Genomic DNA, 16775 nt, shown 5'->3' with positions numbered 1-16775 from the left:
GATGATTGAGACTTTGGCCAGGCTATGAGGAAGGACCCAGCGCTAGCAATGGAGAGTACGACACAGTTTCGAAAAGTATGCGTAGTTGGGCTTGGGTACATCGGCCTTCCAACCGCTGCGTTCATTGCGTCTAAGGGAATTCCTGTTACTGGAGTTGACGTTAACGAAGGGTTTGTCTCAGCAATTAACAACGGAGAGGTTCCCTTCGTTGAACCTGGATTTGATGTGCTTCTGAAGCGAGTGGTTGATGAAGGGCTACTCACGGCGCAGACTGAGCAGACGGAGGCTGATGCTTACATAGTTTGCGTGCCGACCCCATTCAAGGGCGAGGGCCACGAAGTGGATCTCAAGTACATCAAGAGTGCAATCGACGCGATGGCAAAGCATCTGGCACCTGGCGCTTTGGTTGTTTTGGAGTCAACTTCCCCGCCCGGCACCACCAAGCTGATGGCTGAGTACGTTGTGGAGAAACGTCCTGATCTAACCCACGACGGATTCTCCTCGAACTCTATCCATGTAGCTCATTGCCCTGAACGTGTTCTTCCTGGGAAAATCATGGAGGAAATGGAATCGAACGATAGGGTCATCGGTGGTTTGACCGAAAGCGGTACAGAGCTCGCATGTCAGCTGTATTCCACTTTCTGCAGTGCAGATCTGCTAAGGACAGATGCCACCACAGCCGAGATGGCGAAACTCACCGAGAATTCTTTCCGAGACGTAAACATTGCATTCGCAAATGAGCTCTCCCTTATCTGTGATCGGCTTGGAATTGACGTTTGGGAATTAATTGAGATTGCTAATCATCATCCCAGAGTGAACATACTGAATCCTGGCCCAGGTGTGGGTGGCCACTGCATCGCGGTCGACCCTTGGTTCATCGTGGCTGCTGCGCCAGAAGAATCCAATCTCATCCGAACCGCTCGAGAAACAAACGACTCCAAACCGGATCACGTGGTAAAAAGCGTACTGGAAGCCGCTGCCGGCTTGGAGTCTCCTGTGGTAGCCGCGTTGGGACTTTCCTTTAAGGCGGACATCGATGATTTGAGAGAGTCCCCAGCGATGTACATCGTCCAGCAACTTGCTGGAGCGGAGCCTGCGTTAGATATCAAAGTTGTAGAACCGAACGTGCCCGCGATGCCAGAGGGGCTTCAAGGGCACAACAGTCTCGAGTTCGTGGCGTCTCCGCAAGAAGCAGTGGAGTCAGCAGATATCGTTCTGCTGCTAGTCGATCACCGCGAATTCAAGGAGATCGGAGAAAGTTCACTAACCGGGAAGATCGCAATCGATACCCGGGGTCTTTGGCGTTGATAGAGTACAGTTTCCGTAGAAGTGCCGATTAGCTTCCCCGCTAGCGCTCCAGCATGAAACCCGCTTGCACACCACGAACCCTGCAGTTGCAGCAAGGTGGATTCTCGAATAGATGAAGATCCTCATTATCTCCCAGTATTGGCAACCAGAAAACGGGGTGCCTCAGAGGCGCTGGAAATGGCTGTCTGACGTTCTAGTGGATACTGGGCACGAGGTCGTAGCCATAGCACCTCCGCCGCACTATAAGCGCAAAGTGTCGATGAGGGAGTGGCTGCTTGCTGAGGGGTTAAGTTTCAGATTCAAAGTCGAAGAGGAACCTTCCGGAGTGAGAATTTTCCGCTCGGGATTCTTTCCTTCAGGTCCTAGCTTGACACAACGTATTTGGAATCAAGCGTGGATTTCAATGGCGATGATTGTCGGATTGGTTTTGCGCGCGGGTCCGGTTAGAGACTATCGCCCTGACGTCATCATTGGGACGGTTCCAGCCTTACCAACAGCTTTGGTTACTTGGTTCGCATCCCGAAGGCTTCAAGCGCCGTACGTCATCGACTTGCGGGATGCCTGGCCTGCTTTATTTGAGGAGAGCGCTAAGTGGAACCAAGCGACGGGGCACCCGTCTCTACGCGAGAAGCTGCTCACTAAAGGCCCCTTCCAGCTGCTAGTCGCTACTACAAAGCGAGTAGTGAATTTTGCGTTGGAGAAGGCTGATGGGATAGTCACAACCTCGTCTTATCTGGAGGAACAACTTAAGCAAAGCGCTCGAGTTCCAACCGCGGTAGTTCGCAACGTGTTTCCCTCGGTACTCAGATCCGATCAAAAACGTCAATCAAGCGTTAAGGGCCAGTTGAACGTGCTCTACGCCGGCACACTAGGAAGGGCTCAGCGACTGGATAACGTAATTGAAGCCGCGAAGATTGCTCAGAATCAACTTGGCCTGGACTTGGCTATCCGGTTCGTAGGTGACGGTGACTCGTGGCACAATTTAAACTCACGCGCCCAAGAACTATCAGCGCCGATTCAATTCGAGCACCAAAAGCCCCCAGAGGAACTAACTGCTGACCTAGATTGGGCAGATACCGCACTCGTTCATTTAACCGATTGGCATTCTCTGGAAGCAGCGATTCCTTCCAAGACCTACGAGTTAATGTCTAACGGAATACACATCTGTGCTGTTGTCTCAGGCGAGGCGGCCGAGATTGTGAACAGGTTTCAGGCCGGGCATGTGGTCAAGCCCAACGACCCAGTGGGACTAGCGCAGCTATGGGTGGATCTAAGCCAGAATCCCAAGCTGCTCGAGGTGCCTCAAAGCGGGGCAAAATGGGTTGCGCATGAGCGAGAGGTTGCGGCTCCGGCAGCATTCCTGAAGCTTCTTGAAACCGTTTACGAGAACAACACGAGGTAGTTTTCATGCGAATTCGGTCTTTGAATCAGGTGGCTGAATCGACGGAGGCTCCAGTCTTTGTTGCCCAGAGTTTTGTCCTTCCATGGTCCTTAGGAGAAATTCCACAGTGGAGTGTCTTCATGTGTTCAAACTCCTCGAGGATCGCGGCACGGAAGGAAACTGTAATATACCTCGGTTTTATCCCCAACGATTTTGAGATTCTATCTAACAAGGGTCATGTGCAGCTATGGCTTGATAGAAGATACCCTGAAGTGACGATCGCCATACTGGAAGAATGGGACTCGATCGCAATCTCCGGTTGTTCTATCGATGGTCAAGTTCTCAAACTGCAGTTGGTCGGGTCTCTAGAAACAGACCGCGACGCGGATGATTTCATCCGAGGGATTTGTGTACCGTCTGGCCGCCCAGTCGAGTCTGGCAACTCAAAGGTGATGGAGATGCCTGAACCCGCTAGAAGCGATCTGATTATATGGCTAGCCGCGCGGGCGAAGCCCTTTAAACCCTACATACCAAAACGGATGATTCCGTACATGTACAAACTTTTACAGGTATTCCGATGAGTCAACTCCATGGTCTTAGCCTCTTGGTCCCTACATATCGGGCGTGCGCTACCTTACCTAGATTGCTGCAGTCCCTAAAAAGCCAGACCGCGAGCTCTCAGCTGTGGGAAGCGATCTTCGTTCTGAACGGTCCTGATGACGGTGCAGAACAGGTCCTCAATTCCTTTGTCGAGCAGTATCCCGAGCTCAACATCCGCGTTCTCCGATCACTTGAGGATGGTGCTGGTCGAGCAAGAAACATTGCGCTTGCTTGTGCTCAACACCAGTTCATTACCTTCGTCGATGCAGACGATTGGCTTGAAGTTGGGTTTATTGAATCCGCATTGGGGGCCAGTGAGGATAGACGTTTGACGCTAATGCCCCTAGGCAATGACGTGGGTGGAAAAGTAGATTTTTCGAACTCACTCAACTTACGGATAAAAGCGAACGCTAATTCAACTAGGCGCTTAATTGAGATTCCTTGGGCACTCGGTTTCAATGCTTGCAAGATCTTGCCCTCCGCCCTAGCCGCAAATTTGCGCTACGACGAGAGTCTGCGATCAGGGGAGGACGTAGTATTTTACGCGCAGTTACTTGAACGACCTGACTTGGAAGTCTTCGTGCCTCCCTCCGCAGAAAACGAAGCTTACATCAGGGTCATGCGAGCTGACTCGGTCTCCCGACGTTCAGAAAGTTTTGGTTTCTCGGTGGCTGAGCGGTTCCGATGCATTGCGGCATTGCGTCAGATTAAGGTACCGATTGAGGCTCACTCGGCTATTGACGCACTTGTTGACGCCCAGTTTGACTTTGTTGTCCGTTACTTAGACCGCCATCCGGACGAGATCGAACGAGCCGCAGAGCAAGCTGTTCTCCTTGGAGCTTTTGGGCTTCCGTGGGGGAAGGTGAGAAAAAACAAGACCAAGAAGTTGATAATCTCGTACAACTTTCCTCCATTCGCTGACCCGGCAGCCAACGTAATCTCCAAAAGAATCAGAACGCGGCGGGAAGTCGTCGACGTCGTGCACGGGGATATGTCTTTGGTACGAAAGGTGGATCCCAGTAGTTTGATAGTTTCAGAAAGTTTGGTAAAGGATAGAAAGGTAATTAAGTCTCCTCCTTCTTTCTCCGACTGGCGTAGCATTGAAGACTTCGCTAAACAGGCTGTGAAGGTATCAAGATCCGATTACGATGAGCTCTATACGAGAGCAATGTGGTCGGGTTCCCACGTCGCTGGGGTACTTTATAAACAGCGCCACCCTCGCGTGTACTGGACAGCGGAGTTTTCGGACCCTATGCGATGGGACTCGCAAGGTCATGATCGCGTGGGGGACGTCCCGCGTACGAGGTTAACCCGGCGTATGGCAAGAACATTGCGCAATTCGGCTTGGCCTGACCTTGAATGGCAAACCCATTTCGATCTAACGGAAGCGGTAACTCTGCTGCGCGCAGATTCTTTGATCTTTACTAATTCTAATCAGCTGGATTTGATGCTTGGGTCATACCCAGCATCATTCCGAGAAATGGTCGACGCTAAGTCCTCTGTCATCGCCCAACCTTCTCTTGACCGCTCTTTCTACTTCGCGGTACCCCATGAGCTGAATTTGGAACCCACGCAAATCAATATCGGCTACTTCGGCAATTTCTACCAAAACCGTGGGCTTGATGATTTCCTTCGAGCCTCCGAAACTTTAACTTCGGCTGATCGATCACGAGTAGTTCTGCACGTCTTCTCGTCGAACGCTCCAATTCTGAACCAGGATGATGCCCCGATTACAATCCGGACGTATTCGCCCCTTCCTTACCTTCAATTCCTAAATGCCTGCACACAGCTTGATGTTCTGCTCGTAACTGATGCGGTGACAGCAGGAACGCGCTTTTCGAAGAACCCCTTTCTGCCTTCGAAACTGGCGGATTACGAGGGTTCAGGTCAGCCGATATGGGCAATGGCAGAGCCGGGATCGACCCTATCGCGTTCATCCGTCGCTTTTATTTCCGACCTTGGGGACGTCCGTAGTGCAGCTCAAGTTTTGCAGAAAATACTGGGCTTAAAATGATTGCTCAAGGAGACCGCCAAACTGAAAGTTGGTGGATAATCGTTCTCATCGCCCGGTCGGCAGCTAGACAACCCGAGGGTAGTCCTCTCTGGTGCAAACTAGTGCGGAACTTGTAGTACTCTTGACGCAGCTAGTATTAAGGTTTGGCACCCGCCGAAGTGGGCACTGACGATTGGTGAAAGGTCTATTAGATGCGTAAACCTAAAACTTTCCTTCTTTCTATAGGGCTGATGGGAGTTGCATCTGTTGCCTTGTTGGTGGCAATCGTGCTCATGGGCGCAGGCCTTCGAGCGACCGCGTTAGCGTTCATGATCATTGCTACGCTGGCCGGTTCGGCGTCGATCATCTTGCAAAGCGCCCGCAACGAGAAGCAGAGCCAGCGCGTTAATGATCGGTTGGAACGTGGCTTTTCGTCATTGACGCAAGCCGGAACGAACAGATCAGAGACGCAAGACTCTGTCGATCAGCTCTCGATAGCGATCGATCAATTGCCTCGTCGTATAGAGCAGCAGTTTGGTGAGCAGCTTGGTCGTGTCGGTGACCAGTTAAGTACGGAAATCACGGCCTTAAAACCGTCGCTTGGCGCTTCTATTGGGGCTACTAACCAAGCGGCAGCCAAGGCACCGAAGCTTGTTAAAGCGACTGAGCCGACTTCGTCGAATAACGGGAAAAGCGTCTCGAGACCTATGACGGATACCGCCAAGCCAGTCAACCCAGCTGCAGAGTGCAGTGAAAAGACGAATTCACGGCAGGAGAATTCGCGTGGGGAGTTCGAAGAAGAAACCTCCGTAACCGTCGATCGAGTTCTACCCAATTACGAGTACTTGGCACTCGGTAACGACTTTCTGAAATTCCAAGTTTCATTAGAAGGAGTTGAGAGCCTACAGATCGAATTAGAATTATTGTCTCGCCAAGAATTGAAGGATCCTAAAGCAGCATTGGTGACGGCAGTTCTTCTGGGCGACCGTGACGAAAAGATCGAGTACAGTCTGCTTTCGTCAGTTAGCGACCAATTCGGCGAATTCCAATACCTATCAACTGCAGGCGCTCAGACCAAAAACTGCATTGCGTTTAATGTGCCCCGAAATGCGAAAGTCCTCGAAATCGGCTTACGCAAATGGGACTCAACGCCGGCCATCCGTAACTCCGTTAAGGTCGTGAAAAGGGGCTTCACTGAAAAGTGGTTCGAGCTGCGAGACCCCCGCGATATTAAAGTCGCTTGCATCCTAGATGAGTTCTCGTTCAACAGCTTCAGATACGAATGCAACCTCAAAGAGGTTTCTGTAGCAAACTGGAAGAAAGAGATGGACCAGTTCCAGCCCGATCTCTTTCTCTGTGAATCCGCATGGAGCGGACGAGACTCGGAAGCTCGACCTTGGAAAGGCCGTGTTTATGCCTCAGAAAACTTCAAAGGAGAGAACCGAACGGCCCTTCTTGACATTTTGAGTTATTGCCGACAACGTAGCATTCCAACGGTCTTCTGGAATAAAGAAGATCCGTCCCACTACGACGACAAGAAGCATAACTTCGTTGATACCGCGCTCAAGTTTGACCATATATTTACAACGGATCAGCAATGCGTGAAGCGGTACCAAAAGGAGCATGGACACAGAAGTGTCGCGGTTCTGCCTTTCGCCGTTCAGCCTCGCTTGTTCAACCCGATAAACAACGGTCCCCGGAGCCGTGATGTAGTTTTCGCCGGCAGCTGGTACTCGAATCACAAAGAACGAAGTCGAGCCATGGAGCTAATGTTCGACGCTATATGTGAATCCGATAGAGATCTTAAGATCTACGACCGCTTCTACGGCTCTACGGACGAAAGCAAGAAATTTCCGGAACGGTTTGAGCCGTACCTTGAACCTCCCGTGCCAGCATCGCGCATGGCTAGTGTCTTCAAAGAGTCGGATGTGGGCATGACGATCAACACGGAGACGAAAAGTACAACGATGTTCGCGAGGCGCATCTTCGAGTTGATGGCCTGCAATACGTTCGTGGTGTCGAACTACTCACGCGGCGTCTATTCGTTCTTCGGGGATAACGTGCTCTATCTGGATCGAGACCCGAACGGGTTGGAGCACCTAGACGAAGAGACTATGAAGCAAGCACGCTCTGAGAACTTAAAGTGCGTCCTAAGTTCACACACTTACCGCAACCGGTTCGCAGACATTCTCGAAGTGGCTGGCGTTCGATTCAACCGTAGTCATTCGAGACCTCCAATTGTCGTTGAGGTAGACGATCTTCGTACAGCGAAAATCGCATTCGATGCACTGCGCCTTGCGGGGCACTGGGATGGGGGGAAGGTGCTCCTTCTCAGCGAGAAAGCCTCAAAGCTGGATTACGCAGATGCCCTCTGTCTCTACGGCCGTGATGGAATCTCGGTAGTTTCATCTGAACTATTGCGCTCCGGACATACCTATCCAGAGGAACTGTTCGGCGAGAGTGAAGCCGGTGTTTTTGTGATGTCTGATCAGCTCGACCGAAAACTGCCGACTAAAAATCAGATCAAAGACTTAGAGTTGCACTCTCAATACGTGGACGTGCCTGTTGTATTCAGAGAATCATCTGACAAGACTGAGTTTCAGTTCACCAGGATTTCTGATCCTGAATTCGCTCTAGTTGGACGAAACAGCCTTCAAAACTGGCTCAGAGACAGGGCGAGTGGATCCCAGAGTCTTGTATTAGCTGTTTGATCTCCAAGGTAATTGCGCGACTTAAGGAGGCTGTAGACATGACCAAATTGTCGGTTATCATCCCGTGTTACAACGTATCTTCGAAGCTCACTCGTTGTCTGAATTCGTTAAACGACCTAAAGGAAAGTCTCGGGGAAGTAGAGGTGATTTTCATAGATGACTGTTCCACGGACAACACCTTCGAAAAACTTGTAGACTTCGCAAAGACTCGCGACTGGGTTGTGGTTGAGCGCCTTGATGGGAATTCCGGAACGCCTTCAGTGCCTCGTAACGTGGCCCTTGGTTTGTCGAAAGGTGAGTTCGTATTCCATCTAGACCCGGACGACGAGATCTTACCGGCCGGCATTCAGGCCGCCCTTAATGTTGCGGTGGAGACCGGGGCAGATTTCGTTAGAGCGCCTCTGATTAGAGATAACGGGCACGAGCGAAAAGTAATGAATCGCATTGAGAAGTGGCAGGATCTCGAATCGGATTCTGAACGAATCTCAGCAATCGTTCAGAACCACAGCACAACTGTCTGCAGCGTTTACCGGTCGAGTTTTCTTGCTGACCACAACTTGAAGTGGCCTGAGGATTTGAGGCTTGCGGAAGATGCCATCTTCCTGTACCGCGCCTTGAACGTCGGAAAAGTTGAGTATTCGGACGAGCCTGACTTCGTCTACCATGTTGCGCTGAGTCAAGGCGTCGAATCAAGTACGCAACAGTACCAGGATCGAGAGCTGCTGAATCATTTATCGGCTTGGGCCACTTCTTCGCAGTTACTATCGCCCCTTGGTATTGACTACTTTGCATTACGTGGACAGGCGGCTTTGTCGGCTGCTATCCAAAACATGATTCGATTCAACTCTGGAGGCTTCACTCGAGAGAACTTCCTGAGATTCAGTGAGTTCCTGAAACTGCATAAGGACGCAGTTGAGAACTTCACTTATGGTCCTCGGTTCCGAGAGATTTGTGAGTTGGTGCTCACTGCGAACTACGAAGAATTCCTTGAGAGCATCAAGATCAGGCTTCTAATAGCCGGGTACGATCTCCGTTTTATCGTGCCTGCAATTCCTGAACTGTCCGATCACTACCAAATTCAGGTGGATGAGTGGAATGGTCACGACACCCACGATGTCGCAAAGAGCCAGCGGCTGCTGGATTGGGCTGACGCAATCCATTGCGAATGGATGCTTGGAAATGCAGTCTGGTACTCAGCCAAGAAGAACCCGCGGCAATCTTTAACTATTCGTCTACATCGGTTCGAGACGTCGAAAAACTATGGCAATCAACTAACTCGTGAGAACGTCGATAGGATAATTACGATCGCGCCTTTGATGTTCGAGGAAACACAGCGAGTCTTCGGTTTCGATCGATCAATTGTGCGATACGTTCCCAACTACATTGACGTGGATAGTTACGAACGCTCAAGTGACCCGAGCAAAGTGTTTAATCTAGTCATGGTTGGAAGTATTCCAATTAGAAAAGGATATCGTCGCGCACTCGAACTTCTAAATGGCTTGGTCAGCATTGATCCACGCTATAACCTGACGGTCTTCGGGCGACGCCCTGAGGAGTTGGGCTGGGTTTACAATGACCCGAAAGAACGAGCCTACTTCAGCGAGTGCGAAGAATACATCCAGCGAAACGGACTCGACGATCACATTTCATTCCAGGGTTGGGTTGATACAAAGGAGGCGTTAGCAGATAAAGGATTCGTTCTTTCGATGAGTGATGCTGAAGGGTCACATGTGGCTGCTGCGGAAGGTTTTGCCTCAGGGAACATCACGCTACTCCGGCCTTGGGAAGGTGCAGACTATATGTATCCCGAAGAATACGTCCTCTCTTCACTTGGAGAAATGCGAGACTACATTCTCGAATGCCGTGATTTCCGAGTCTTCGAACAAAAGAGACTCGCAGGCGACGAATACGTGAATTCGCGGTTCTCCATGAAGGAATTTTTACGTCTGTATAAAATGGCCCTCCCGATTCCCTATAGCGTACCTTAAGTGACGGATGACGTGTAGATCGGGAAAGGAGTTTATTAAGAGATGCATACACCGGAGGGGCGGATCGAGTGCCTGCTCGACGACTCGGCCAAGGAATACCATCTTTCGCGAATCGAGTCAACATATGTTGAAGGTCTCGTTAATTCTCTTGAGCTTGGGGCACTGCAGATTTATCAGATTGGGCGAGAAGCATATCTTCGCAATGATCACAAACTCGCCTACCGGTGCGAACGGTTGAACAGAATAATCAATGGTTGTCACCTTCCGTCGAGTGTGTATGTGGGACGCGGCACTGATATCGCTTATGGTGGGCTTGGCGTTTTATTCCATGCTGAGACGCATATCGGAGACTGGAGCACTATAGGCACTAACGTCTCGCTTGGGGGAGCACCGGTAATTGGTGATCACGTATACATCGCAACAGGTGCTCGTATCGTGGGGCATGAAAGCAAGATCGGTGATTTCTCCATCATTGGAGCGAACGCGGTAGTCACCGGAGACGTAAGCCCAGGCTCAATCGTTGCGGGAGTTCCGGCAAAACCAATTAAACGTATCACGCCCGAAAATATTGATGGGTACATCGGGAAATATTTCTCCGGGAAGGGATCCGGTGATCCTGTGTTTCGCGAGCGAATCAAAGAAAATTTCCTGAACGTATATTACCGTTGATCACCGAAAGTTAGCTACGCCGGCATTCCCGATGCGGGAGTGGCGAGGGCTTGTGCTCACCAAATAGACCTGATGAAATCTGTTGCAACCTTTTGGAAGTCGGATTTCGTCGGAAGGTAGATAACTCCTTGGTCGTTCGATATGTGGAGAATTTCGAAATCGCGCGGATTTGGTAGACTCAGTCGAAACTCAATCTGCTCCCAGGTCGAGCCGAAAAAGACGATCGGGCGTGCGCATTGAGTCACTTGAAGGAACAGGCCGGACTCTACAACGTTAGTCGTGGCGTCCGCGATGAGCACGCTGTCCATTAGGCCCGTCGGATCGACGCTGGCAAACGCAGGTAGCGAGTTGATGCTAATTGGGGGTAGGGACGGGTTAAGTTCCAATATGCGTCTCAACCCCGATTCGGTGGCGTTCCCGGAGCAAACTGCTTCGACTCTCGCGTTTGACCGCGCCAGAAGAAGACCGGTGGCAACCGGGTTGCCTGAAAAGTCGATGACCCGTGGATCAACGCAACCAAATTCAGAGACAATACTTATTAATCTCTGTATAGCCCCCAGGGTTTCGGCCCGAGGCGAAACCCATCTTCCCTCATACTCCGTGAAGTTTTCCAGCTCTCGATCTGGAACCCGTAACGCGGGGGATTGGGACCAGACAGTATGAAGATTCTCGTTCTTCAGCGTAAACTGTTCAGAAGTGTAGTTGTGGTCGTAGGTCTCGGCCGAGCCCCAATCTACGGATGTCTCGATAGTCTTACGCCCGTAAGAGGGCGAGATTTCGATCACGTGGGTCGGAACTTTTTGGTAGGGTTCGAGTACCCGCCAGCCACTCGCAGAGTCACCGGAAACGCCCCACTTAACACGAATTGACCCTTCTGACTCTAGCGTTATCCGCATACGAACGTCACCATTCTGGATGCGAACCAGATTTCCGTCAATCTCAATCAGCGAATCTTCGTGTAAAACGAAACGCTGTATAGCGTACTCGTCGGAGTTAGGTGCCTCAAACTGGTCCGAAATTCGAATGTGGTTTTCCTCCAGCACATACTCACGTTCAACCTTCCACTTTTCGTCAATCTCGCTCCTGCAAGTGATCTTCGTTAGGCCGTCTGCGGTAACCGTCTTGTCAATCTCGCTCCGTACCCGAGGTGTACCGTAGCGGAAAAGTTCGACTCCTCGGTGCCGATCAAAACGAGGGAAGAACAAACCCGAATGTCCCCTTTGACTTTGAATCATTGCGGCGATCGGGTCATTCGGATCGTAAGAGAGAAGACCGCAGTCGACTAATAGATCCTTACCTTTATGGGCGAGTCGGATTGAAGTATCGTCCGCCTGCTTGTGTACGGTGCCTCGGCAACCACTGATGATTGAGAGGGTTGTCTCGTCATCTTTAAAATAAAAACAACCATTCTCTTTCGAGAACAGCTCGCCAAAAGCAGGATCATAACCACTGGGGCGTCCCCATTCGTCTCCCACCGGCGGATAACTTCCATCCTCCCGGAGCATGAGCTGCAATGTTTCAGTGCCCATTTCAACTAGGGTTTTCCATTCGTCCACATACTCCTCACCCACTTCAGCGAATTCACAGAAAGAAATGAGGTCGGAAACCATGTGAAGATAAAACCCCTGATAGAATGGCGTATTCTCATTGGTAATGCCTGTTTCGTCGAAAACTTCGCTCAGAATCGAACTGCAGGCGATCAAACCCTCATTAAGGAACCGAGTTCCTAATTTTGATTCAGGCTTGAGGCTCAAAAGGACAGCGCCTGCATCCACGAAAGACTTGGCCACCATGAAGCCGTGGTTATTCGGTTGCACATACTGGGGGTCGAAGACAAAGGTTGCAAGGTCATCGAGAAATTTTTCAGCAGCCTCAGCGGCAACCCTTGCTCTTTCGTCGAAGGTCGAGCGCGCTAATGTTGATGCGGCCACTTTCAGCTGAACCGCAATGGCATGATCCTGGCTGTTATATTGCCGGTAACCATCTGCAGAGCTAATTTTGCTGATCCAAGGACCATACGTGCGAAAAGCATCCGAAACTGACTCCCAGTCGCCATGTGCCAAACCTAAAGCAGGCAGCCAAGCGAGGCATTCAAACCACAGCCTAGTCGAAAGCGGATCGTTTTGGAATTTTCGGCCCCAATTCCAATTACCTGGAACTACCTCAACAGTTTGGTTATTGGGGAGCGACAACTGATAACCATTCTCCGTGGCATCAACCGACCATTGTCGCGGAGTGGGCATCTTGGTTGCGAAGCGGTCCCAATACTCTTTAAAGTTCATTTTTAGCACCTTTCGTTAGAGAGTGGAGCTACGGTGTGTAGAGACTGGGAGTTGCCTCCGCCCGAGCGATCTTTAGCTCATTTTATCTAAGAACGGTGAATGTAGGTTTAACAGGATGGCGATGTCGGTCCCAGCCGAGTCCTCTGATTGTCGCATTACGGTACTTAATGCTTTCGAATCCCCCGATTGGTAGCGGGAATTGAAGCCGTGGGACGCGTCCTTCCTTCATCCTTAAGCTGTTAGTTTGCTAGGTTATTGCTTCTTTATCAGTTGGTGACGGGACCCAATCGCATACACTAACGCTCTATGCGGAATTCGAGCGTGAAGACGGTGATTGTGCCTGCTGCCGGGATGGGGACCCGGTTCTTGCCTGCGACGAAGACGGTGCCGAAGGAGCTGCTGCCTGTTGTGGACACCCCTGGCATTGAGCTCATCGCTGAAGAGGCCGCGCAGTTGGGTGCGGAGCGTTTGGCTGTGATTACCGCGCCGGGCAAGGGCGAGATCATGGATCATTTCGGCGAGTTCGAGCAGTTGTGCGCGACGATGCGTGCCCGCGGCAAGGATGAGCAGGCGAAGAAGGTTGCTCGTGCTGCGCAGATCATTGATGCTGAGGCTGTGGTGCAGGATGAGCCGTTGGGGCTTGGGCATGCGGTGGGGTGTGCTGAGTCGGTGTTGGAGGCCGATGAGGATGCTGTGGCTGTCATGCTGCCGGATGACCTTGTGTTGCCCACGGGTGTGATGGAGAAGATGGCCGAGGTCCGCGAGGCTTTGGGCGGGTCTGTGTTGTGCGCGTTCGAGGTCAGCCCGGAGGAGGTGTTCAACTACGGCGTGTTCGACGTCGAGGAACTCGCTCCGGACGCTGGTGTGGATGCTGCGAGTGTGAAGCGTGTTGTGGGCATGGTGGAGAAGCCGGAGCCGGAGGAGGCGCCGTCGAATTTGGTGGCGACGGGCCGGTATCTTTTGGACCGCGGGATTTTTGATGCGTTGCGCCGGATTGAGCCGGGCAAGGGTGGGGAGCTGCAGCTGACTGACGCGATTGAGTTGATGATTAGCGAGGGTCACCCGGTGCATGTGGTGGTTCATGACGGTAAGCGCCACGATTTGGGCAACCCGGGTGGTTATATTCCGGCGAATGTGGATTTCGGTTTGCACCACCCGAAGTACGGTCCGGCGCTGTACAAGGCGATCAAGGCGATCATTGCCGATTACGAGTCGGACAACCCCGATCTGACCGACTAGAAACCGAGACGTTGTTCACGCATTTCAACTTCCGCAACCTTTCGCCTGAACGCCGCCGCTGGATCTTCGGCGCCCTCGTCATCTTCGGCGTCATCGTGTGGATCACGTCCTTCCGTGTCGACGGCACCACGGCGAACTTTTACTCATTCATTCTCGTTGGCGGGGCGCTGATCCTCACTGGCGGATGGTGGTTGAGGTGCGACCGGGAGGGGGCGCAACGCGGGTGGAAGGTCGTCGGTGCGATTGCGGCGGTCCTGTTTTTGGTCGGCATTGCGATGTTCCCGCGGCCAGCGAGTCCGCCGTGGAATCCGTCGCGGATTCCGGAGGAGAACTTGCGTCCGTCGGTACCTGAACGGGGCGATGAAACTCCAGCCCAGCCAGGAGACCAGGTCTAGGCTTGAAGCCATGAAGAAGACAGTTCTGGCTCTAAGTATCGCCGCTGCATTGACATCTACCGCCGTTGTGGCTCCCGGGGTGGGGGCAGCGGAGGAGATTGGGGCGGGGGCGTCGGCAAGCGGGAGCTCGGGGGAGCTGAGCCCGGGCGCGATCGCCGGCATTGTGCTTGGCGTGCTGGCGGCAGTTGGCGCGGCGGGCGTGTTCGCGGTGCAGCAAGGGTGGATTCAGCTGCCGGCGATCCCGGGGCTGCCGGCGCCGGCGCCGAAGCGGGGATCGTGTGCGGCGCAGGAGTTCGACAGGCTGGTGCCGGGGTGGCCCCACTTCACGGGCACCGTGGTGAACTACTGCGACGGTCAGTGGGCGGTCGCGTCCGCGAACCAGACCGACTGGATTGTGCGGTTCCGGTACGTGGGGGACAGGTGGACCGTCGTGCCCACCGACGGCGTGACAGACCGCGGAATGCGGCAAGGGTGCTACAACGGCATCAAGCTGCGGGAGCAGGGGGCGCCGGAAGAGTTCATTCGGCGGTCGCCGATCTGCACGCCGGGGGAGATTGGGCGGAGGTAAGGGTCTTTTCGGGACGACAAAAAGCGCGGGACCTGGTGGGCGCGCGCTTTCGTCGATAAGCGAAGGGGCTCTACTGCGAAGACAGTGCCGGCAGAATGTTGCGGGCCTCCGGCAGGCCGGCCTCCGCGGAGGGTTGCGATGCTCCTATATTGTGTCAAGCGCTTTTCAGAAATTTTTCGTAGGCCGATGCTAATTCCGTCAACGGGCGTTTTCCAGTCTCGATGTCACTGATCCTCGCCGGGGCACACCCCAAATGCTTCGCTACAACCACCTGGGTGAGATGCTTCGCGATACGCAGTTCTTTCAACTCATCCCGACGAAGATCCCTGGGCTGTGACGTACTGCGCCTGGTGCATATGACCCGGTAGATCTCCCGGACGATCGCGCGCTTCAGGCAGCGAATAATCTCCCTTTTCGACAACCCCTCCTCGGTACGCCGGGCGACGTACTCCCTGGTGCGCTGGTCACACTTCATCCTCACCATAGCGATTCGGTACAACGCTGAGTTCGCCCGCCGGTCACCACCACGATTGAGCCGGTGCCGGTTGGTTCGCCCAGAGCTTGCCGGCAGTGGAGCCACTCCACATAAGTGCGCCAGCGCTGCTTCGGAGTGGATGCGCTCCGGATTATCGCCGATGCTGATCAGCAGATCAGCGGAAACAAGAGCCCCACATCCCACGATGTTGCTGACATGGGGATTGATCACTGACACCAGGGCAGCGATCCGGGTTTCCAGCTCATCGCACTGCACCCGCAATGCGCGGTAGGTCGTGGCCAGAATCTTCAGGCTGGTCAGCACACCATTTCGCGGATCAGTAACATCCGACGACGGTCGGCAGTACACCAACGCGTTGACCAGAGCGTGGTTGGTCATCGTGGCGTAGCGGGTGCGGATGTCATCAGGGGCTGTGACCAGCAACGACTTCATCGTTGTGATGAGTTTCGCGGTGGTGGACACCAGCTGTTTCCGGGTGATCTGTAACGCTCGTAACGACTCCACCGGGCCCGTGGAATCTTTAGGCGTGCTCAGCCCTTCCCCGGTCAGGACCTGTCGCGCGGCGGCAAGGGCATCCACCGGATCTGATTTCCCGTCCCGGCGTCGAATGCTGCGGGCCGGGCGCAGGACTTCAACGACCGTGTAGCCACGGTCTATGAGGTGCCGGGTTAATCCGGCACCGAAGGAGTTGGTTCCTTCTACTCCGACGGCGCCGACACCGTGCTTGCTGAGGAACTCGGCGAGGTGTGTGTAGCCGGGCCTGGTGGTGGGGAAGGTTTCGGTGGCCAGGTGCCGGCCGGTTGGGGTCACCGCGGCAACGGTGTGGGTGTCGGTGTGGGTGTCGACCCCGGCGACGGGGCTTGCGGAGAGGTCGATGTCTGTGGTCATGGCTGTCAACGCTTTCGCATAGGGAAGTGATGAAGGTAGCCGCTGATCCGAGGGTTCGAGCAGACAGGACACTGATGGGACTACTACTATGGCACCTGCCGGGGTGCTCACGGTGAGAGGTCACGCTCCTATGAGGTCATGACCGAATCGCCGGATCGCGGTGCGGGGCGAGAACCAGCCCGGAAGACAGATCGCAACGAAAGCACACAATCAGATTGTGGCCAGTCCGTTAGTGGGTCATTCCGGATGGTTCTTGT

11 protein-coding genes are annotated in these 16775 nt (G+C 53.2%); 9 read left to right on the top strand and 2 right to left on the bottom strand.

Features of this window, described 5'->3' with window-relative positions:
- Positions 1–24: 24 nt before the first annotated feature.
- The 6 genes from wecC (at position 25) to BLS40_RS10950 (ending at position 10650) form a co-directional block, all read left to right on the top strand.
- On the top strand, positions 25–1308 hold the full coding sequence (wecC, locus tag BLS40_RS05175; RefSeq protein ID WP_231908528.1) for a UDP-N-acetyl-D-mannosamine dehydrogenase: 1284 nt from the start codon (positions 25–27) through the stop codon (positions 1306–1308).
- A 112-nt stretch (positions 1309–1420) separates the two neighbouring features.
- Positions 1421–2710: a glycosyltransferase family 4 protein gene (locus tag BLS40_RS05170; RefSeq protein ID WP_092149672.1), complete on the top strand. Its 1290-nt coding sequence runs from the start codon at positions 1421–1423 to the stop codon at positions 2708–2710.
- A gap of 556 nt (positions 2711–3266) precedes the next feature.
- Entirely contained in the window at positions 3267–5303 is a 2037-nt protein-coding gene (locus BLS40_RS05165) for a glycosyltransferase (RefSeq protein WP_092149669.1), read from the top strand.
- Between the two features lie 191 nt (positions 5304–5494).
- The gene (locus BLS40_RS05160) at positions 5495–7993 is read left to right on the top strand and encodes a CgeB family protein (RefSeq protein WP_092149666.1); all 2499 of its coding nucleotides are present in this window, start codon (positions 5495–5497) and stop codon (positions 7991–7993) included.
- Between the two features lie 38 nt (positions 7994–8031).
- Positions 8032–9981, top strand: a complete 1950-nt coding sequence (locus BLS40_RS05155) for a glycosyltransferase (RefSeq protein WP_092149663.1) — start codon at positions 8032–8034, stop codon at positions 9979–9981.
- Between the two features lie 42 nt (positions 9982–10023).
- A complete protein-coding gene (locus BLS40_RS10950) occupies positions 10024–10650 on the top strand; it encodes a serine O-acetyltransferase (RefSeq protein ID WP_157672442.1) in 627 nt (208 codons plus the stop codon).
- 56 nt (positions 10651–10706) lie between these two features.
- On the opposite strand, the gene BLS40_RS05150 is transcribed toward BLS40_RS10950, so the two are convergent.
- Positions 10707–12932, bottom strand: coding sequence for a heparinase II/III domain-containing protein (locus tag BLS40_RS05150; protein WP_092149660.1), 2226 nt, complete (start codon positions 12930–12932; stop codon positions 10707–10709).
- Positions 12933–13238: 306 nt separating this feature from the next.
- On the opposite strand from BLS40_RS05150, the gene BLS40_RS05145 reads away from it, so the two are divergent.
- Genes BLS40_RS05145 through BLS40_RS05135 form a run of 3 tightly spaced genes read left to right on the top strand, consistent with a single transcriptional unit; the run spans position 13239 to position 15134 of the window.
- Entirely contained in the window at positions 13239–14171 is a 933-nt protein-coding gene (locus BLS40_RS05145; RefSeq protein WP_092149657.1) for a UTP--glucose-1-phosphate uridylyltransferase, read from the top strand.
- 11 nt (positions 14172–14182) lie between these two features.
- The gene (locus BLS40_RS05140) at positions 14183–14566 is read left to right on the top strand and encodes a hypothetical protein (protein WP_092149654.1); all 384 of its coding nucleotides are present in this window, start codon (positions 14183–14185) and stop codon (positions 14564–14566) included.
- Positions 14567–14576: 10 nt separating this feature from the next.
- Positions 14577–15134, top strand: coding sequence for a hypothetical protein (locus BLS40_RS05135; protein WP_092149651.1), 558 nt, complete (start codon positions 14577–14579; stop codon positions 15132–15134).
- Positions 15135–15288: 154 nt separating this feature from the next.
- On the opposite strand, the gene BLS40_RS05130 is transcribed toward BLS40_RS05135, so the two are convergent.
- Positions 15289–16518, bottom strand: a complete 1230-nt coding sequence (locus BLS40_RS05130; protein WP_092149648.1) for an IS110 family RNA-guided transposase — start codon at positions 16516–16518, stop codon at positions 15289–15291.
- Positions 16519–16775: the final 257 nt, after the last annotated feature.

The sequence above is a fragment of the Corynebacterium mycetoides genome (assembly GCF_900103625.1).
Lineage (GTDB): Bacteria > Actinomycetota > Actinomycetes > Mycobacteriales > Mycobacteriaceae > Corynebacterium > Corynebacterium mycetoides.
This window is presented reverse-complemented; position numbering and strand designations above follow the sequence as displayed.